This is a genomic window from Endozoicomonas sp. G2_2, assembly GCF_017744135.1.
Lineage (GTDB): Bacteria > Pseudomonadota > Gammaproteobacteria > Nevskiales > Salinisphaeraceae > Salinisphaera.
On sequence record NZ_JAGHQU010000007.1, the window covers coordinates 181,032 to 201,404 of the forward strand.

Genomic DNA, 20,373 nt, shown 5'->3' on the forward strand with positions numbered 1-20,373 from the left:
TCGCACAGGAGTTCTGCCGCCGTGAGTGACCAGAAAAGACCGAAGCAGTCCCAGTCTGAACAGCCGGGCGACGAGTCCGCCATGCAGCCGACTCCGGAAATTATCCGTGACAGCTATCGGCCGGCCGACAAACTGCGCGACAAGGTGGCCATCATTACAGGTGGCGACAGCGGCATCGGGCGCGCCGTGGCCGTGCACTACGCCGCCGAAGGGGCTGACGTTGTGCTCGTGCATCTCGAAGAGGACGACGACGCCGCAAAAACGCAACGCGAAGTGGAACAGCGCGGGCGTCGCTGTCGCCTCATGAAAGGCGATGTCGGTGACCCGGGCTTCTGCCGCCAGGTTGTAGACGACACGCTCGCCACGTTCGGCCGCGTGAATATCCTGGTCAACAATGCTGCAGAACAATACGACTGGGCCGACATCACCGAGATCCCGGAAGAGCAGCTGCTGCGTACATTCCAGACCAACATCTTCAGTCATTTCCACCTGTCCAAGGCCGTGGTACCGCACATGGGCGAAGGTGACACGATCATCGCCACATCCTCGGTCAACGCCTTCAAGGGCAACGACACGCTGATCGACTATTCCGCGACCAAGGGCGCAATTCAGGGGTTGGTTCGGTCGCTGGCGCAGTCGCTCGTGGACCGCGGTATACGCGTGAACGCCGTGGCGCCGGGCCCGGTATGGACGCCGCTGATCCCCGCCAGCTTCAACGCCGAGAAAACCGCCCACTTCGGAGGCCAGGTGCCGATGGATCGCGCAGCGCAACCCAGTGAGATCGCACCGGCCTACGTGTATCTCGCCTGCGAGGAGTCGTCGTACATGACCGGGCAGACCTTGCATCTCAACGGCGGGGTGATTCTCAACACCTGAGTGAATACAGGGGCGGCCACGCGACGCGCCGTCCGCCCCGATCGACGCCGCTCCAGAAAGCCCGTGCGCAGGCCGTTGCGTACGGGCTTTTTTAACGTCCCTGGCCTCGTCGCTGGACTGCGCTTCGGAAATAATCCATTTGACGCATAGTTGCGCAATAAATAATAATCATTCGCATTACGCGGGATGGGTGGTCCAGCCATGCGCACGTTTGGGATTTATAGGGAGTAGATGGGGATGTCCGCAATCGATTTTTGCCAGACCGGCCGACGCGTCGTGGGTCGGTCCTGGGTTCACGTCATGGTCTGCAGCGCACTGGGGTTGAGCGTTTCAGTGCTGCCGGCCGCCGTGTTCGCCCAGGACGGCGACCCGGAAAACGGCGCGCAACGCACCGAGTCGCTGCCCGCGATCGGTGTCGATGGATCGTCACAGCAAAACAACAGCCGGCTCGGTTCGCAGACGCTGGCGCCGCTGATGGTGCAGGGTGAAGCGGTCAACAGCGCGGACGCGCCGACGACCGGTTATTCCGCCGACGCGACGCGCGCCGCGACCAAGACCGACACGCCACTCATTCAGACGCCGCTGGCCATCGATGTCGTACCGCGCGAGCAGGTCGAGGATCAGGGCGCGCGCACGATCAACAACGCGTTGCGCTATACGCCGGGCGTGTTCACCGGCCTTTCCGGGTCCTCGTCGCGGCAGACCACGATCGCGCTGCGTGGCTTTCCCGGCGGCGACGTCAACAACACCTTTCTCGACGGCCTGCGGCTGGCCAACGATCCCGGTTCGTTCACCAACATCCAGATCGACCCGTTCTTTCTGGAGCGTATCGACGTGATCAAGGGTGCCCTGTCCGCCCTTTACGGGCGTGCGCAGCCGGGCGGGCTCGTCAATTATGTGAGCAAGAAGCCGCAGGCCGAGCAGCAGGGGCTGGTGCGGGTCTATGGCGGCAGCTTCGGCACCTACGGCGCGGGCGTCGACCTCACCGGCCCGCTCGCGGATCCCGACCTGGGCAACTACCGCGTGACGGTGAGTGGCGAGACCAGCGACACCCAGTACGACGTGGTCGAAAGCGAACGCTTCACCATCATGCCGCAGGTCAGCTTCAATCTCGCCGACGATACGACGCTGCTGCTGCAGGCCTATATCCAGCGTGACCCGGAGGGCGGCTTTCACGGTTCGGTGCCATACGCGATCACAGCGGATGACGAGCGTTTCGGCCGCACCGTGGACGACGAGTGGATCGACGGCGCGCGCAACTACGAAGAATTCGATCGCGATATCAATTTGTTCTCGTTTCAGCTCGACCACGAGGTCAACGACAACGTGACGCTGACCTCGCGCGGCCGCTACGCGGATGTCGATACCGAACTCAAGCAGGTCTATCAGAACGGCTTTTTGGCTGATGTGCCGCAAGCGACGATAGATTTCCGTGAACAATCTCCGGGCATTCCCGTGGGCTATTACGATCAGTTCTCGCCGAGCGCGCTCGACCGGTTCTACTCGCGTGCCAAGGAGAATCTGACGGCGCTCAGCTTTGATAATTACGCCACGTTCGAATTCGACACGGGCGCGATCGAGCATCGCATGCTCGGCGGGTTCGGCTACGAGGAGCGCGACAACTCCGTGCGCTATGCGAGCGGCTATCTCGCGACGCCGCTCGAGGCGTTCAATCCGAATTACGGCGGCGATCCGATCCTCGACGACGACAGTCTGGCGCCGGCCAACAACCGCCAGTCGCGCCAGGTCGGTTTCTATCTGCAGGATCAGATGGAATGGAACAATGTCCATCTGGTGCTCGGTGGCCGCCAGGATTATCTCAAGCGCGAGTACACCAACGGCGCCACGGGTGAAACGGTGGACCGAAGCGACGATGCCTTCACCGGGCGCGCCGGGCTGCTCTACGAAACCCGCTGGGGTCTGTCGCCCTATGTGTCCTACAGCGAGGGCTTCAATCCGAGTGCGTACACGCCGTTCAACGGGGAAGTGGCGGATCCGGTGGAAAGCCACCAGTACGAAGTGGGTCTGAAATACCAGCCGCCGGGCGTGGATGCCATGTTCACGCTGGCGCTCTACGACCTCACACAGGAAAACGTGCAGCAGCGATTCCAGGTCAATCCGGCACGCTTCGACAGCGTGGGCGATGTCGAGTCGAAAGGCATCGAACTGTCGGCGCGCGCCGATCTCACCGACCGCCTGAACGTGATCGCCTCCTATACCAACAGCGACGTCGAGTATCAGGACAATTTTCCCGACCAGGGCGTGATCGCCGGCAATACCTTCACGCGTACGCCCGATCAGCAGGCCTCGGCCTGGGCGAAGTATGACCTCACCCCGGCGGTCGACGTTGGCGCGGGCGTGCGCTACGTGGGCGAAAGTTATGCCGACGCCGCCAACACGCTCGAAGTGCCGGACTACACGCTTGCCGATGCCATGGTTAGCGTGAAGCTCGGTGAACTGGCGTCCTCCATGGACGGCGCGACGCTGCGGCTCAACGCCAACAACATCTTCGACAAGGAATACGTCGAAGCCTGCTTCAGCGCCAACAACTGCTACTACGGTTATTCCCGCGAAATCATCGCGACGCTGGATTATCAGTTCTAGCGGTCACAGCGCGTAGCAGCCACGGCCCGCCGTCGTTCCGGCGGCGGGTCGCGGACCGAACAGCGAAATAAAAACGAGGGGACAGGGCCTGCATGCACCGGCGCGCGGGGCGATACGTTTTTATCTCGAAAAGGAGGCCTGCGCCATGCGCACCTCGACCACGGCACCACGCACCGACGATGCTGCCGACCGGATCCGCGGCGCCGACATTGCCCGCCGCGCCCAGATCTTCAACGAGCACAATCTCGATCTCTATCGTGACCAGGTCGACCAGGCCGCGGATGCGGTCACGGCGGCCGTGCGGCGGGCAACACGTGTCCACAGCGGGGTGCGCCCAAGTGAACTGGCGCCCGCGTTCGAGGCCTTGGACCTCGACGACGCCTGCGGCGACATGCCGGCCGCGCTCGATGAACTGCGGCGGCTCTATCTCGATCACGCGGTGTATTTCCACCACCCGCGCTATGCGGCGCACCTGAACTGCCCGGTGCTGGTGCCGTCGATCGCGGCCGAGGCGGTGCTGAGCGCGATCAATTCGTCGATCGATACCTGGGACCAGAGCGCGGGCGGCACCTTCATCGAGCAGAAGCTGATCGCCTGGACCGCAGAGCGTGCGGGCCTGGGCGCGGCCGCCGACGGTGTGTTCACCAGCGGCGGTACCCAGTCGAACCTGATGGCCATGCTGCTGATGCGCGATGCCTGGTGTGCCCGTGAATACGGCCACGGCACGGTGCAGAAGCAGGGGCTGCCGGCCGAGGCGTCACGGCTGCGCGTGTTCGTTTCGGAGGTGAGCCATTTCAGTCTCTCGAAGGCCGCCGCGCTGCTCGGCATGGGGCATGACGCGGTGGTGAGCGTGCCCTGCGACGCGGCAAAGCGCATGGACACGGCCGCACTGGCTAACGCGATCGCCCAGTGTCGCGCCGAGGGCAATATCCCGGTCGCGGTGGCCGCGACCTGCGGTACGACAGACTTCGGCAGCGTCGACGACATGAATGCAATCGGCGCGATCTGTCGTGCCGAAAAACTCTGGATGCACGTGGACGCGGCCTACGGTTGTGGGCTGCTGGTGTCGAACCGGCATCGCCACAAGCTCGCCGGTATCGAGCATGCGGACTCGCTGACGGTCGACTACCACAAGGCTTTCTTCCAGCCGGTCAGCTGCAGCGCGTTCATCGTCAACAACGGCGCGGATCTCGGTCTGATCACGCACCATGCGGATTATCTGAACCCGGCCGAAGCGGCCGCGGCCGGCACGCCGGATCAGGTGAACAAGTCGCTGCAGACCACCAAGCGTTTCGACGCGCTCAAGCTGTGGCTGACCCTGCGCACGATAGGTGCCGACGCCATCGGCGACGCTTTCGACGGTGCCGTGGCGCTTGCACGGGGCACCTACGAACTCATGCTCGCCGAGCCGCGTCTGGAACTGCTGCACCGCCCGGAGTTGAGCACGATCGTGTTCCGCTACCGGCCGTGTCTCACCACATCGGACGCCGAACTGGACGAACTCAATGCCACGATCCGCGCCCAGCTCGCCCGCGACGGCGAGGCCATGATCGCGGGCACGAAAGTCGACGGCCGGCGCTATCTGAAATTCACGCTGCTCAACCCGGCCACAACCGTTGAGCAGATGCGCGAGATCGTCGATCTGATCCTGACCTACGGCATGGCCAATGATCGTAATGCCCAGATGATCGCAGCGGCCCCGGCGGCGAACCGGGCGTATCGCCGTCATGGATAAACGCGACACGCACATCCACCACGTCGCCGGTATCGGCATCGGCCCGTTCAATCTCGGCCTGGCCGCGCTGGCCGCACCCCTCGACGATCTCGACGCGGTGTTCATCGACGAGAACGATCAGTTCGACTGGCATCCGGGGCTGCTGCTGGAAGGCGCGACCCTGCAGACGCCGTTCATGGCCGATCTCGTCACGCTCGCCGACCCGACCAGCCAATTCAGCTTTCTAAACTATCTGAAGCAGACCGGGCGGATCTACGCGTTCTATATCCGCGAGAACTTCTTCATGCTCCGGCGCGAGTACAACCAGTACTGCCGCTGGGTCGCCGAACGGCTCGACAGCCTCGTGTTTTCCACCCGCGTCGTCGCCACGGCCTACGACGACACGGCCGGCTGCTACGTGCTCACGCTAGAGGACACGGCCGACGGCACGCGCCGCGAACTGCGCGCCCGATCGCTGGTGCTGGGCAGCGGGCCAAGCGTGCATGTGCCCGACTGCTGTCGCGATCTCGATGGCCGCGCCGTGCATGCGCGTGAATTCGCGCACGCCCGCGACACGCTCCAGGCCAGTGATTCGATCACCGTGGTCGGCAGCGGCCAAAGCGCGGCGGAGGTCTTCCACGAGCTGCTCGCCGATCAGGAACGCTACGGCTACCGGCTCGACTGGTTCACACGTTCGCCGCGTTTCTTCTCGTTGCAGTACGACAAGCTGACGCTGGAGATGACGTCGCCGGAATATGTCGATTATTTCCACGGCCTGTCGGAACACCGGCGGCACAAGCTGGGCGAGGAGCACAAGGCGCTCTACAAGGGTATCGACGAGTCGCTGATCAACGCGATCTACGACCTCATGTACGAGCGCGACGTGGCCGGCACGCTAAACGTCGGCCTCCAGGCCAACGTGGAACTGCGCGATGCGCGTGTCGCCGCGGATGCCGTCGAACTGGATTTCTTCCAGCACGAACAGGGCGCAGCGTTCACACATCGAAGCGGATCGGTCGTTCTCGCGACCGGCTTTGCCTATCGCGTGCCGGACTATATCCACGGCATCGCCGACCGCATCCGCTGGGATGCCCAGGGGCGTTTTGATGCCTCGCGCCACTATGCGGTCGATCACGACAACGCCGAGATCTTCGTCCAGAACGCCGAGATCCATACCCACGGTTTCGTCACGCCGGATCTGGGCATGGCCTGCTATCGCAACGCCTGCATCCTGCGCGCGCTCACCAGCGTCGAGCATTACCCGATCGAGCGGCGGATCGCCTTCCAGCAATTCGCCGTGGACGAGACGCATACGCCGGCTTCGGATCGTCGCCGTACACCGGCCTGAAGCGCGGCACGGCAGCTGCCCCGGTCACTTTCTTTCCAGACTCAACGAGGAGACGAGCTTGAGCGATCCAAGCGTTCTTCAAGCACGCCATATTCCCGGCATCGGCGAACTGGCGATCACGGCCTTCGATATCGAGCGGCATGCGCCGACCGCCCATGCCTGGCTGCGTAGCGATCATGCCCGCTTCTGGGGCATGCAATCGCTGAGCGCCGAGCAGATTCACGACTATTTCCGACAGCTCGCCGCCGCCGACGATTTCAATGCCTTCATCGGCCTGCACGACGACCGCCCGACCTTCCTCATGGAGCGCTATGCGCCGGCCGCGGAAGCCATCGGCGACCACTACGACGTCCAGTCCGGCGACGTCGGCATGCACGTGCTCGTCGCCCCCGGCGAAAAACGCATCCCCGGTTTCACCTGGGCAGTGTTCGTCCAGATCATGGATTTCCTATTCAGCGATCCCGCTGTGGAACGCGTCGTGGTTGAGCCCGACGTCACCAACGAAGGCATTCACCCGATCAACCGCCGCGCCGGTTTCGTCTATCACCGCCAGGTCGACCTGCCGGGCAAGACCGCCTGGTTCGCGACCTGTACGCGTGAGGATTACGCCGCCGCGCTCGACGCTTCTCTTTAAAGGACACTCACCGATGACCCGCATGCCGATCACCGCGACCGAACAGGCCGTCGCCCATCTCGACCCCGCCACCTGGGCCGCCGCCAACGCCCGCATGGTCACGAAGATGATCAGCGAGTTCAGTCATGAACTGCTGATCACGCCCGTGGCCGAGAACGAAGACAACGGCGTCTACACGCTCACGCCGGACGACAGCGCCGTGCGCTACCGCTTTCGCGCGCGTGTGCTCGAACTCGAGCACTGGCATATCGAGCCGGGCACGCTGGAAAAGACCGTCGACGGTGCGCCCGCGCCGCTGGATGCTGTGACCCTGATCACCGAACTCAAGGACGTTCTGGGCATCGGCCCCGGCGCGTTGCCGATCTATCTGGAAGAGATCACCGCCACGCTCTACAGCATCGCCTACAAGATCGCCCACGGCGGCCCGGCCGCGGCTGATTTCGTCGACGGCGATTTCCAGCAGATTGAAGCCGCGATGACCGAAGGCCACCCGGCATTCGTTGCCAACAGTGGACGCATCGGCTTCGACAGCGTCGATTATCGTGCCTACACGCCGGAAGCCGCAGCGCCAATCCGACTGGTGTGGGTCGCTGCACACGTCAGCCGCGCGGATTTCGCTTGCACGGCCGATCGCAGCTACGCCAGCCACATGGCAGACGAACTCGAGGCCGCCAACCGCGAGGCGTTCGCCGAGCGGCTGGCCGAGCGCGGGCTGGACGCTGCCGATTATCTGTTCATGCCGGTGCATCCCTGGCAGTGGCACAACAAGCTCGTCTATCTGTTCGCCGGCGAAATCGCCTCGCAGCACCTCGTCTATCTCGGCTTCGGCCAGGACGCCTACCAGGCACAGCAGTCGATCCGCACGCTGTTCAACCGCGACAACCCGACGCGCTGCTACGTGAAGATGGCGCTGTCGATCCTCAACATGGGCTTCACCCGCGGTCTGTCGCCGTACTACATGCGCGGCACGCCCGAAATCAACGACTGGATCGCCAGGCTGATACGCGACGACGACACCCTGCAGGAGAAGGGCTTTTCGATCCTGCGCGAGGTGGCCTCTATCGGTTACCGCCATCCGCAGTTCGAGGCGGCCGCGCCCAAGCGTGATGCCTACAACAAGATGCTGGCGGCGCTCTGGCGGGAGAGCCCGTTCACGCAGACAGAGCCGGGTCAGCGGCTGATGACCATGGCGGCGTTATTGCATCGCGATGCGGAAGACGCGTCCGTGATCGGCGCGCGCATCGACGCCTCGGGCCTGGATACCGACGCCTGGCTGGCGCGCTATCTCGACGCCTACATGAGCCCGCTGCTGCACTGCTTCTTCGCCCACGACCTGGTGTTCATGCCGCACGGCGAGAACATCATTCTGGTACTCGAAGACAACGTGCCGGTGCGCGCGATCATGAAGGACATCGCCGAAGAGGTCGGCATCATGAACACCGAAGTCGATCTGCCCGGTGAGGTCGCGCGCCTGTCGGTCGAGGTGCCGGAAGAACTGAAGGTGCTCAGCCTGTTCACCGACCTGTTCGACCTGATCTTTCGCTATATCGGCGCCATTCTGCATACCGAACGCGATTATCCGCAGGAAGCGTTCTGGCAGCAGGTCGCGAACTGCATACGTGACTACCAGGCAGCGCACCCCGAGTTCGCTGACAAGTTCGCGAAATACGACCTGTTCGCGCCCGAGTTCAAGCGCTCCTGTCTCAACCGCCTGCAGCTGCGCAACAACGCCCAGATGATCGATCTGGACGATCCCGCCGGCAACCTGCAGTTCGCCGGCACGCTCGCCAATCCGATTGCCGCCGGCTGATCGATCGCGCGCGGCTCAGGTCACCCAGGCCTGGGCCGTGTCGCGGGCGTCGAAGCGAAACGTCTGGCATTCCATCTTCGGCGCCAGTTTGTCGATCACGGTGGTCGCGGTACGCACGCCCTCGACGTCGGTGACGACAGCAAGGCGGTCGAAGCGATCCCAGTGCTTGATCGCGTCCTTGAGCTCGTTGAATACGGTCGAGGCGCCCATGCCGCCGAGCGATTTGATCTCGATATACAGACGCAGCGTCTCGTGTTTTTGAAGCCGTGTTTCCAGGTCCGCGAGGACATTCGCGAAATCCCGGGAATTGATCTCGCCATCGATCTCGAGCGGTACGACATGGTCGACATCGGGTTTGAAAGGGGCGATTCGAAGCATTGGTTTCTGCAAGGTCGATGAATAAAGCGCCACGCTAACAGATGATTTTCGAGCGAGTCGCGACAGCCGCGTTGTCGTGACCGGGCGGCCGCCGTGGCGGCTTCTCCGGTGCGTGGTCGCCGTGCGCCGGGCAGGGTTCACGCGTTCGTTCGCGGTTACGCACACAGCTGCGCTATGGTCGAAACCATGAGTGAAACGGCAATCGGGCGCTATCTCCTCGACCGGCTTTCAGAGCTGGGTGTAGCGCATGTGTTCGGCGTGCCGGGCGATTACGTGCTCGGTTTCTACGATGAAATGGCGCATAGCGACGTCGCGCATATCGGCACCACGCGCGAGGACACGGCGGCCTTCGCGGCCGACGGCTATGCCCGCTGCAACGGCCTCGGCGCGCTGGCGGTGACCTATGGCGTGGGTGCGCTGAGCGTGGTCAATCCGGTGGCCGGCGCTTATGCGGAATCCGCCCCGGTGGTGGTGATCAGCGGCGCGCCGGGGACCAACGAGATCCAGAACGACCCGATGTTGCATCATCGCTTCGGGCCGTTCACCTTCCAGCGCGAGATCCTCGAACGTATCACCTGTGCGACCGCCGTGATCGACGATCCGGTACTTGCCTTTCGCCAGATCGACCGCGCGCTCGCTGCGGCGCTGCGTCACCGCAAGCCGGTGTATATCGAGCTGCCGCGCGACCTGGTCGAACAGCCGGGCGTCACCGTCGCCGCGCCGCCCGACGAACAGCTGGAAACCCGCGACGAGGCCGCCCTGGCCGAAGCGGTCGCCGAGACCGCGGAGCTGCTGGCGCGCTCGAAATCGCCGGTGGTCATTGCCGGGGTGGAAATTCACCGCCGCGGTCTGCAGCAGCCACTGCTGGATTTCATCGAACAGACGAATCTGCCGATCGCGGCCACGCTGACCGGCAAGTCGGTGATTCGCGAACGCCATCCGAACTATCTGGGCATCTATAGCGGCGCGCTCAGCAACGACGACGCCCGCCGCGTGGTCGAGGATTCCGACTGCATTCTCATGCTCGGCATGACGCTCAACGATATCGATACCGGCGGCTACACCATCCAGCTCAACCCGCAGCAGATGATCCGTGCGACCCAGGGCGAGGTGTTCATTCGTCATCATCGTTACCCCGGCGCGCCGCTCGGCGATTTCCTCGGTCGCCTGAGCCGCGACGCCCGGCCGCGAAACGAGGCGCTTCCCGCGTTCACCACCGGCCCGCAGGCAACGAACTTTCCGGAGAAGGACCGTGGGATGACCATCGCGCGGCTGATCGGCCGTCTCAACGCCATGCTCACGCCGGACATGATGGTGGTCTGCGACACCGGCGACTGCCTGTTTGCCGGTGTCGAGCTGCGCGTGCACGACCAGACCGAGTTCCTGGCCTCCGGTTATTACACGACCATGGGCTATGCCGTGCCGGCCGCCCTCGGTGCGCAGATCGCCCGACCGCAGCGGCGCGCGCTGATCCTGGTCGGCGACGGCGCCTTCCAGATGACCGGCACCGAGCTGGTTAGCCACTGCCGCCAGGGCCTGGCGCCGATCGTGATCGTGTTCAACAACCGCGGCTATTCCACCGAGCGTTTCATCCTCGACGGCCCGTTCAACGATATTCCCGAATGGCAGTTTCATCGTCTCGGCGAGCTGTTCGGTCCGCTCGACGGCTACGACGCGCCGAACGAATGCGCCTTCGAAGAAGCGCTGACCGCGGCGGTGGCCAACACCGAGACCGCCAGCATCATCAACGTACGCCTGGAGCCGCGCGATGCCTCGCCGGCCATGCAGCGCCTCGGCGCGCATCTGAAATCACGGCTCGGCCGCGACGATGACGCCTGAATCGTCGATCGCCCCAAAACGCGGGCTCGCATGAGCATGAATGAAAGCCTGGCGGCGATGACGCTCGGCGAATTTCGCGACGATATCGAGTCACGCGCCATGCCCGGCTGCGGTGCGGTGGCAGCAAACGCCGCGGCGAACGGTCTGTCGCTGGCGCTCAAGGGGCTGCGGCTTTCCAAACCGCGGGACGGTTCGCAGACACACGCCAATCTGATCGAGCGGGCAGACGTCCTGATCGACGAACTGGGCGGCTATGCCGACGAGGATGTCGCGGCCTTCCAGGCCTATCTCGCCGCGCGCAAGCAGGCGGGCGAGGACGAGCACAGCGATGCCCTGGACGCAGCGATCGAACGTATCAATCAGGTGCCGCTCGCCACGGCCCGCGCCTGCCGACGCGCCCTGGAACTGACCCTGGAAGCAAACGACCATACCCGGGCCGCCCTGCAGAGTGATACCCGTGCCGGCGCGCAGCTGTTGCATGCCGGGCTGTGCATGGTCCTGCTCAACGTGGATGCCAATATCGACGGCCTCGATGACGAGGCCGAGCAAGCGCAGTTGCGCGAGGAACGCCACGAGCTGCAGCGTCGGGCCGACGCCTTGTTGGCGCGTCTGGCGGACGCGTCGAACTGAACGATCGCGCGGCTGGCCGTCGCCAGATCGCGCAGCATGCTCGACTCGGACTTAAGTGGTCGAACGCGGCCCGCGGCTGGCGATGCCGACACCCGCCGCTGCGACCACCATGCCCGCGATCTGCAGCGCGTCGAGCGTTTCGCCGAACAGCAGATAGGCGAATACGGCCACAACAGGCGGCACCAGATAGAACAGCGATGCCACGCTGGCAACCGACCCGCGGCGGATGAGAAACAACAGCAGCGAGATCGCGCCGACCGACAAGCCAAGCGACGACCAGAGCAGGCCGACCCAGTTCTGCCAGACCATCTCGAAACGGCCGGTTTCGGTCAGCAGCGCGATTGGAATCGTCACTATCGCCGCGCCGGTGAACTGCACCGCGGCGTTGGTGCGTATGTCGGCCGCCGCGCCGGTGCGCTTCTGCCAGATCGTGCCCAGCGTGATGCCGAGCATGGCGGCGAACACGGCGACAAGCGGCCCTGCCGCAACGTCGGCAACGTCCACCGCGAGCCGCGGTTCGAGTACAAGCAGGGCGCCGCCGAAGCCGAGCAAGATGCCGATCCACTTGCGCAGGCCCACGGTTTCACCGAGCAACGGAAAGGCGAGCAGGGCGGTCAGCAGCGGTTGCAGGCCGACCACGAGCGCGGCAATGCCCGCCGGCAGCCCGTGACTGACCGCCCAGAACACACCACCCAGATAAATGCCCTGCAGCAATACGCCGGCGGCCAGCGCATTGGCCCAGGCCCGAGCGCCGCGCGGCCAGGGCGCACCCACCGTTGCGGCAATCGCCACGAAGGCCGCCACCGTGAGCAGATAGCGGTAGCAAAGAAAGGTCAGCGGATCCGAATGGGGTACTACCAGCCGCGCGGCGATGAAGCCCGTCGACCAGATCAGCACGAAGAACAGCGGCAGCAGGCGTTCGAGCATTATCGGTGCGCCGCCGGAATGCGTTCCGCGGCGCACGCGTCGGCCTGGTTTCTCATCAGTCCTTGCCGGCGCTGGTCGCCCAATTGGGCATGAGGTCGTTGCTGGGCTGCTCCTTGTCGAGCAGCTTGCGCGCGGTCTCCACACCGGCGATGGGCAGGCCGGCGGGGTCGAGCTTGCCGATCTGCACCAGCAGCGACGCCTGGTCCCAGTAGATATGTTCGTTGTATAGCTTGTCGCCGCGGAAGGCGACGATCACCACGAACGGGATTTCGACGTACTTGCCGGTCGGTTCGATGCCGGGCAGCAGCCAGTCGATCTCGCAGTCGTGGGTGAAGCAGAGCACGAACTCGTCGACCATGCGATCGACGCCGACGGTGCGCGAGATCGGTTTCATCTGCAGATCGGCCGGGTTCTTCGGAATGAAATGGTGCTTGTAGAAGCGCTTGAGGTTTTCGTAGCCGGTGCCGCCGGTCATGGTCGGCACGTGGTTCACATACGGCTCGGCGACCATGGTTTTCATGGTCTCGTCCACGTCGCGGGCGGCGAACTCCAGCTCGAAATGATGGTCGGCGAGGGCGGCCAGATCGTAATGCGGCCCCAGGGCTGCGCGCAGCACGGCCAGCGTGCGCGTATGCGCCAGCCGCGCCGCGCCGGGGTTGTAGTGGTCGTTGCCCCAGCGGGTGAACGCGTGATCGGCGTTGTCGTAGACGAAGATCTGCACGTCGTCACGACCGTCGAAGGCCGCGCGGATTTTCTCGATCGTCGCCGGCGGCGAGAACTTGTCGTGCCCGCCGAAATGCAGCGCCATCGGGCAGCGAATCCGATCGGCCAGATCGAGCGCATCGTCGATGCCGACGCCGTAATAGCCCACCGCGGCATCGACATCGCAATGCGCCGCCGCGAGATAGGCGAGTTTGCCGCCCAGGCAGAAGCCGACAACGCCCACACCGCCGGCGCTGTCGTCGGCCACTACGGCGTCCATCCTGCGAGCGGCCGTGACGGTCGCGCCGATATCGGCGACCGTTCGATCCACGTCCAGCCGCTGGAAATAGTCGAAGGCCTGTTCGAAATCGGCCGGCTCGTAGCCGAGTTCGATGCCGGCCGCGAACTGGTGGAACAGGTCCGGCGCGATCGCGACATAGCCTTCCTCGGCATAGAAGTCGCAGACCTCGCGGATGTGCCTGTTCACGCCGAAGATTTCCTGCAGCACGATCACCGCGGGTCCGTAACCGCACTCGGGCAGGGCGCGATAAGCGTCGAAACGGCTGCCATCCGGCGCGTCGAGGGTAATCGTGTCGACGGTCATGCGAATTCTCTTGGTGGGGCGTGTTGTCGTTTCATTCGAGCCCGCGTTGGAGTCCAAAAATTGCGTCAGACAAGGCGCGAGTCGCTGATCGTGGCGTGCCACGAACAAGAGTCGCAACGCGGTATGGCGCAATTTTTGGCCCAACCCTTCGGGGCGACGGTCATTGAGCCGCAATACGGTGTTGTCGCGCGCTACTGTAGCTCGCTACACCACGCGCACGGCGCCTAGTCTTGCGGCTCAATGATCGTCGGCGCGGGTTCGTATGAAGCGGCAACACGCCCCTATACAACGGCGCCGCATTATCTAGGCCCGCTGGCGTTGGTGCAAAGGATCGATTCCGATGGTCTGGTCTCGATAACCGGTTACCAAATGATCATAAAATAGCTTAAAGTGACCATATGATCACTAAACAGGGTCGATACCATGGCTTCACAAACCGCTGAACGACTCGATACGCGTGCCGATATCCACGATGCGCAGCTGCGTCGACGGATGAGTCCGGGCGCGCTCCGGACCTGGTTCGGCATCGCGAAGCACTGGGCGCTCACCGACGTTCAGGCGGCGCGGCTGCTGGGTACGCCCGCCAGCACCTATCGACGCTGGAAGCGCCGGCCCGATGTCACGCTCGATGTCGGCCAGATCGAGCGCTTGTCGCTGCTGCTGGGTATCTACAAGGGGCTGGAGATGCTGCTGCCGCGGGCCGATGCAGCCGATGCGTGGGTCAAGCGACCGAACAGCAATCCGATCTTCGGCGGCGCGACGCCGCTGGAGCGCATGCTCGCCGGCCATATCGAGGATCTCGCGATCGTGCGCCGCCATCTCGACGCCGAGCGCGGCGGCTGGGCATGACACGCCCGTGCCCCGACGATTTTCCCGCCACACGGGTCGACTGGCGGCCGGGCCACCGCATCGTGCCGTCGCGTTTCCCGCCGCGCGGTCTGTTCGACCGGGTGGCCGATCCGGCCGATCTGGACGCCACGATCGCGGTCGAATCGCTCACCAACGATCGCCTGCGCGACGAAGTGGGCGACCTGTCGCTGGTACCACGTGACGAACGACTGGCCGGGCCGGGTACGACGCCGATCATGGCCGCATTCACGCATCTCAACCCGGCCGGTTCGCGTTTCTCGGACGGCCGCTTCGGCGTGTTCTATGCTGCCCACGACGAAACAACCGCGGTGCGCGAGACCGTGTTTCATCGCGAGCGCTTTCTCGCCGACAGCGCGCAGCCGCCGATGACCGTCGAGATGCGGGTTTACCACGTCGACGTGACCGGCACGCTGCGCGATCTGCGCGCGGATATCGCCGCGGCACAGCCGCTACTCCACGCCGACGATTACCGGGCCGCGCAGGCGTTCGGCGGTGCCGAGCGCGCCGCGGGTAGCCACGGCATCGTCTATCCGAGCGTGCGCGACCCGCACGGCGAATGTGTGGCGATATTTCGCCCGCATGTCTTGGCGCCTGCGGTACAGGGCCGGCATTTCGGCTATATCTGGAACGGCGAGCAGATCACCGACGTGGTCACCCTCGGCGAAAGCGGCATCGCGCCGCACGGGTGAGTTCTAAAAAAACCGGCGATTGCTAGAACTTCACCGGCCGTTTGTCGAGTTTGCGTTGCAGGGTGCGCCGGTGCAGGCCGAGGCTGCGCGCGGCTTCCGAGATGTTGCCGTCGTGTTCGGCGAGCACGCGCTGGATATGCTCCCATTCCAGCCGCTTGAGCGACATGCGCTGACCGGGCGCCTCGACTGCGGGCTCTGCCGCGTCGTCGCCGTGGCCGCTCAATGCCGCGATCACCGCGGGCGCGTCCACCGGCTTGGCGAGATAGTCGGCCGCGCCGCGCTGAATCGCGGCGACCGTCGTGGCAATGCTCGCGTAGCCCGTGAGTACGGTGATGCGCAAGCCCGGCGCGGCGTCGAGCAGAGGCGCAATCAGTGCCAGGCCCGAGGTCTCGCAGTTCAGGTTGAGGTCGAGCAGCGCATGGGTCGGCGCCCAGGCGGTGGCGCGCTCGATCGCGGCGTCCGGCGTGTGCACCACGACGACCTCGAGCCCGCGCCGCCGCAGCGCGCGGGCGAGAATATCGGCGAAGGTCGCGTCGTCATCGACCAGCAAAACACGCATGGCGCGCGTGGTCGTGGCGCTCATGTCGACGCCGCAGCCGCGTCGAGCGGCAGGCTCAACCGGGTGCGCGTACCGCCGCCGTCACGGCGCCGCAGGCTGACTTCGCCGCCGATTCGTTCGAGGCTCACATGCGACAGAATCAGGCCGAGACCCTTGCCGTCGGGCTTGGTCGAGAAGCGCAGCCGGCCGGCGCGCGCGGTATCGGCATCCGCAATGCCCGGGCCGTCGTCGTCGATCACGACCTCGAGCATGTCCTGTGCGCGCGCCGCGCCCACCGCGATGCACGCCGAGCCGTTCGCAAGCGAGGCGTCCGCCGCGTTGTTGAGCAGGTTGATCAGCGACTGGCCGAGCGCGGTTTCGTCGCGCATGCGCGTCGTGCCGAGCGCGGGTTCGATGGCCAGGCGGGCCCGAACGTCGGGGCGCATGAGGCGCCAGCGGTCGATGATCGACTGCAGCCACGGCGCCAGTTCGACGGTACGCGGTTCGCTTTCGCCGGCCTGATTCGCCGCGCCGAGCAAATGGGTGATCTGGCGTTTGCAGAGTGTGATCTGGCGATCGAGAACGGCAAGATCCGCGTCGAGTTCGGGGTCGTCGGCACGGCTGTCGCGCAGCTCCGAGACGACGACCGCCATGGTCGACAGCGGCGTACCCAGTTCGTGGGCCGCGCCGGCCGCGAGCGTGCCGAGGGCAGTAATCTGTTCGTTGCGCAGCATCTGTTCGCGGGCCTCGGCCAGTGACTGATCGCGTCGGCGCACGGTGGCGGCCATGCCGGTCACGAACACGACGAGCAGCGCAGCCGACACCATGAAAGTGGCCCACATGCCCAGCACGTGCATGGTGAAACCGCCGTGGGCCGTATGCGGCGGCACGAGAAACTGCAGCAGCAGGGCGGTGTAGGCGAGGGCCGCGAGCAGCGCGATCGCCCACGCCTGCGCGCGCTGCAGGCTCGCCGCCGCGATCGCGATCGGCAGCAGATAAAGCGATACGAAGGGGCTGGACGAGCCGCCGGCGCAATACAGCAGCGCGGTCAGGGCCAGCGTATCCAGCACGAGATGGCCGAACAGCTCGGCCTCGGTTGCCGGGCGTGGCCGGCGCAGACTCCAACCGATGGCGGCATTCGCCGTGGCGAGCGCCGCGGTTACGGCCAGAAGCGGCGCCGGCTCGATTGCGAGTGCCGGCAGCCAGGCCGCCGCGGCGACTGCCAAGAGCACGAACACGACCGCGCCCCAGCGCAGGCGATGCAGCCAGGTCAGGAGTTTGACGGGTGTGAGTCGGGAAACGGCCTGCATGGCAATTGAAGACGAATCAGACGCGCAGGATACCGTTGCTGCGGCCTGCGCCGGTATCGCCGCGACGAAATGTCGCAGCCCTGCCATGGGCGTCGACTATCGGCCGCCGCGCTCGGCGAGCGCGATGCCGCCGAGGACCAGCGCAAGGGCGAGCACATGGTAGACATGCAGTGCCTCGCCGAGCAGTGCGACCGAGAACAGCGTGCCGAATATCGGTACGAGGTTAATGAATATGCCGGCACGGTTGCTGCCGATGATTTCGTTGCTGCGTATGAAACAGGTCTGGGCAATGAGCCCGGGGCCGAGCGCGGCGAACAGGATCACCGCGACACCCTGCAGATCCGGGAGGATGCTGGCCCCGCGTGCGGCTTCCCAGAACACGAACGGAAGCGTGCCGACCGCGGCTGCCGCACAGATCACGGTGATGAAACTCAGCCAGTGCATCGGTGGCTTGAAGCGCAAGGCGAAGGTGTAGCCGCCGTAACAGAAAATGGCGATCAGCATCAGCGCATCGCCAATATTCAGATCCAGCTGCAGCAGGCGGGAAAGCCGGCCGTTGGATACCACCACGGCCACGCCGATGACCGTGATCACGAAGCCGAGCAGCTGGACGCCGCGCGTGGCCTGGCGCAACACGATGAAATTGAGCGCGAAGATCACCATCGGCATGCCGGCCTGTTCGATCACCACGTTGATCGCGCTCGTGTGATTGAGCGCGCTGTAGAGCGCGGCGTTGAAACAGGCGAAGCCGATGCCGCCGTAGGCGAGCAGCAGCGGCAGATGCGCGCGGATCTGCGGCCAGTCGCGCTTGAGATGCGGCCAGGCGAACGGCAGCGCGGCCAGCCCTGCCAGCAGCCAGCGCAGTTGGGTGAGCAGCAGCGGGCTGACGTGGCCCACCGCGAGCTTGCCCGCGACCGCATTCGCGCCCCAGCACATGGTGGTCGCCAGCAGCAGGAGATAGGCCAGGCCGGCCCGCGGCATGCCAACGCCCATGGCTTATGCGGATGCGTGGCGCCCGGCCACGTCCTCGCCGATGAAGCCGCCGGACTGCATCGCCCAGAGCCGGGCATACAGACCGTTGGCGGCCAACAGTTCGTCGTGGCTGCCGCTTTCGATGATGCGGCCTTCGTCGATCACGACCAGCCGGTCGAGCGCGGCGATGGTCGACAGCCGGTGCGCGACCGCGATCACGGTCTTGCCGTGCATGAGCGCATGCAGATTCTCGGTGATCGCGGCCTCGACTTCCGAATCCAGTGCCGAGGTGGCCTCGTCCAGCAGCAGGATCGGCGCGTTCTTGAGCATCACCCGCGCAAGCGCGATGCGCTGGCGCTGACCGCCCGAGAGTTTCACGCCGCGTTCGCCCACCATCGCGTCCAGGCCGGTATGGCCGTGCACGTCGACGAGATCGGCGATGAAATCGCGCGCATGTGCGGCTTCGAGTGCGGCGGCGATCTCGGCGTCGCTGGCGTCCGGCTTGCCGTAACGCACGTTGTCGCCCACCGAGCGATGCAGCAGCGCGGTGTCCTGGGTGACCATGCCGATGTTCGAGCGCAGCGATGCCTGGGTGACGCGGGCAATATCCTGACCGTCGACGAGAATGCGGCCCGACTCGAGATCGTGAAAGCGAAGCAGCAGCGACAGCAGGGTCGACTTGCCCGCGCCGGAGCGGCCGACCAGCCCGATCTTCTCGCCCGGCGCGATGGCGAGCGAGAAGTCATCGATCACGCCGCGATTGTCGACGTGCGGACGGCCGTAGTGAAACCCCACGCGCTCGAAGGCGATGGCGCCGCGTTCGACCAACAGTTCCCCGGCATTCGGCGCGTCGTCGATGGCGCGCGTGCGGGCAAAGGTGGTCATGCCGTCGCGCAGGGTGCCGATGTTCTCGAACAGCTGCGAGACCTCCCACATGATCCATTGCGCCATGCCGTTGATGCGCAGCACCAGACCGATCGCCGCGGCGATGGCGCCGGCGCTGATCAGCGCCGATTGCCAGAGCAGGATGCCGAGCGCGGCCACCGCGAACAGCAGCAATGCGTTGAGCACGTAAAGGAGCGCGTAGAAGGCGTTGATGCGCCGCATCTGCGCGTACACGGTCTCCAGAAACGCCCCCATGCTGGTGCGCGCATGGCCGGCTTCGCGGCGGGTATGCGCGAACAGCTTCACGGTCTGGATGTTGGTGTAGGCATCGACCACGCGCCCGGTCATCTGCGCGCGTGCGTCGGCCTGGCGCTCGGCGATCGCGCCCAGGCGCGGCACGAAATAGCGCAGTAGCGCCACGTAGCCGGCCAGCCAGAACACGAACGGCAGCGCCAGACGCCAGTCCGCGCCCGCGACGAGTACCACGATGCCGGTGAAATAGACCGCGACATAGAGCATCACGTCGAGGAATTTCATCACCGTCTCGCGCACCGCGAGCGCGGTCTGCATGAGCTTGGTGGCGATACGGCCGGCGAATTCGTCCTGAAAGAAGGTCAGCGACTGGCCGAGCAGCCAGCGGTGAACCTGCCAGCGAAAACGCATCGGGAAATTGCCGGACAGCGCCTGGAAGGTCACCAGACCTTCGAGAAAGACCAGCAACGGCAGCACCACGAGCACCACGATCGCCATGCCGGTCAGCGCCAGGGCGTTGTCGGCGAGAAAGGTGGCGCGGTCGCCGGTATCGAACCAGTCGACGATCTGGCCGAGAAACGCGAACAGCGATACCTCGATGATCGAGATCGCCGCCGTCAGTACGCCCATCGCCAGCAGCAGCGGCCACACTGGCCGGGCATAGAAGGCGATGAAGCGCAGCAGGCCGTCGCGCGGCGGCATGCGGTCGTCGTCCGGAAACGGAGCGACCAGACGTTCGAAGATCGAAAACATGAGCGCTCTACGCGTGCGGCCACGCGTTTCGTTGCGGA

Annotated in this window: 17 protein-coding genes; 10 read left to right on the forward strand and 7 right to left on the reverse strand. The window is 65.0% G+C overall.

Going from position 1 to position 20,373, the window contains the following annotated elements:
• Positions 1-21 precede the first annotated feature (21 nt).
• From J7355_RS10550 to J7355_RS10575, 6 genes are all read left to right on the forward strand, one after another.
• A complete protein-coding gene (locus J7355_RS10550) occupies positions 22-876 on the forward strand; it encodes an SDR family oxidoreductase (protein ID WP_209062431.1) in 855 nt (284 codons plus the stop codon).
• Between the two features lie 237 nt (positions 877-1,113).
• Complete coding sequence (locus J7355_RS10555; RefSeq protein ID WP_209062433.1) at positions 1,114-3,480, forward strand: TonB-dependent siderophore receptor; 2,367 nt, start codon at positions 1,114-1,116, stop codon at positions 3,478-3,480.
• 145 nt (positions 3,481-3,625) lie between these two features.
• Entirely contained in the window at positions 3,626-5,215 is a 1,590-nt protein-coding gene (locus J7355_RS10560; protein WP_209062435.1) for an aspartate aminotransferase family protein, read from the forward strand.
• Entirely contained in the window at positions 5,208-6,542 is a 1,335-nt protein-coding gene (locus tag J7355_RS10565; RefSeq protein ID WP_209062437.1) for a SidA/IucD/PvdA family monooxygenase, read from the forward strand. The genes J7355_RS10560 and J7355_RS10565 overlap by 8 nt, the downstream gene beginning before the upstream one ends.
• 58 nt (positions 6,543-6,600) lie before the next feature.
• Complete coding sequence (locus tag J7355_RS10570) at positions 6,601-7,176, forward strand: GNAT family N-acetyltransferase (RefSeq protein ID WP_209062439.1); 576 nt, start codon at positions 6,601-6,603, stop codon at positions 7,174-7,176.
• A 13-nt stretch (positions 7,177-7,189) separates the two neighbouring features.
• A complete protein-coding gene (locus J7355_RS10575) occupies positions 7,190-8,986 on the forward strand; it encodes an IucA/IucC family siderophore biosynthesis protein (RefSeq protein ID WP_209062441.1) in 1,797 nt (598 codons plus the stop codon).
• A 15-nt stretch (positions 8,987-9,001) separates the two neighbouring features.
• Here J7355_RS10575 and J7355_RS10580 read toward each other — a convergent pair whose 3' ends face one another.
• Positions 9,002-9,364 carry an STAS/SEC14 domain-containing protein gene (locus J7355_RS10580; RefSeq protein WP_209062444.1) on the reverse strand — a complete coding sequence of 121 codons (363 nt, stop codon included), beginning with the start codon at positions 9,362-9,364 and terminating at the stop codon, positions 9,002-9,004.
• Positions 9,365-9,550: 186 nt separating this feature from the next.
• Between J7355_RS10580 and J7355_RS10585 the strand changes: the two genes are divergently transcribed.
• The gene (locus J7355_RS10585; protein WP_209062447.1) at positions 9,551-11,203 is read left to right on the forward strand and encodes a thiamine pyrophosphate-binding protein; all 1,653 of its coding nucleotides are present in this window, start codon (positions 9,551-9,553) and stop codon (positions 11,201-11,203) included.
• Between the two features lie 30 nt (positions 11,204-11,233).
• Positions 11,234-11,833 carry a cyclodeaminase/cyclohydrolase family protein gene (locus J7355_RS10590; protein WP_209062450.1) on the forward strand — a complete coding sequence of 200 codons (600 nt, stop codon included), beginning with the start codon at positions 11,234-11,236 and terminating at the stop codon, positions 11,831-11,833.
• 51 nt (positions 11,834-11,884) lie between these two features.
• Here J7355_RS10590 and J7355_RS10595 read toward each other — a convergent pair whose 3' ends face one another.
• Both J7355_RS10595 and J7355_RS10600 read right to left on the reverse strand, forming a co-directional pair.
• Positions 11,885-12,760 (reverse strand): DMT family transporter, encoded by an 876-nt coding sequence (locus J7355_RS10595; protein ID WP_209062453.1) that lies wholly within the window; start codon positions 12,758-12,760, stop codon positions 11,885-11,887.
• A gap of 55 nt (positions 12,761-12,815) precedes the next feature.
• Positions 12,816-14,066, reverse strand: coding sequence for a dienelactone hydrolase family protein (locus J7355_RS10600; RefSeq protein WP_209062455.1), 1,251 nt, complete (start codon positions 14,064-14,066; stop codon positions 12,816-12,818).
• Between the two features lie 423 nt (positions 14,067-14,489).
• On the opposite strand from J7355_RS10600, the gene J7355_RS10605 reads away from it, so the two are divergent.
• Both J7355_RS10605 and J7355_RS10610 read left to right on the forward strand, forming a co-directional pair.
• Positions 14,490-14,915, forward strand: a complete 426-nt coding sequence (locus tag J7355_RS10605) for an MbcA/ParS/Xre antitoxin family protein (RefSeq protein ID WP_247739911.1) — start codon at positions 14,490-14,492, stop codon at positions 14,913-14,915.
• A complete protein-coding gene (locus tag J7355_RS10610) occupies positions 14,912-15,625 on the forward strand; it encodes an RES family NAD+ phosphorylase (RefSeq protein WP_209062458.1) in 714 nt (237 codons plus the stop codon). Before J7355_RS10605 ends, J7355_RS10610 begins: the two co-directional genes overlap by 4 nt.
• 22 nt (positions 15,626-15,647) lie before the next feature.
• Here the strand turns inward: J7355_RS10610 and J7355_RS10615 are convergent, their stop codons facing one another.
• The 4 genes from J7355_RS10615 to J7355_RS10630 form a co-directional block, all read right to left on the reverse strand.
• Positions 15,648-16,208 (reverse strand): response regulator, encoded by a 561-nt coding sequence (locus tag J7355_RS10615; RefSeq protein ID WP_209062460.1) that lies wholly within the window; start codon positions 16,206-16,208, stop codon positions 15,648-15,650.
• Entirely contained in the window at positions 16,205-17,473 is a 1,269-nt protein-coding gene (locus J7355_RS10620; RefSeq protein ID WP_209062463.1) for a HAMP domain-containing sensor histidine kinase, read from the reverse strand. The genes J7355_RS10615 and J7355_RS10620 overlap by 4 nt, the downstream gene beginning before the upstream one ends.
• Before the next feature lie 96 nt (positions 17,474-17,569).
• Complete coding sequence (locus J7355_RS10625; protein WP_209062465.1) at positions 17,570-18,466, reverse strand: DMT family transporter; 897 nt, start codon at positions 18,464-18,466, stop codon at positions 17,570-17,572.
• Positions 18,467-18,469: 3 nt separating this feature from the next.
• Complete coding sequence (locus tag J7355_RS10630; protein ID WP_209062468.1) at positions 18,470-20,335, reverse strand: ABC transporter ATP-binding protein; 1,866 nt, start codon at positions 20,333-20,335, stop codon at positions 18,470-18,472.
• Positions 20,336-20,373 lie beyond the last annotated feature (38 nt).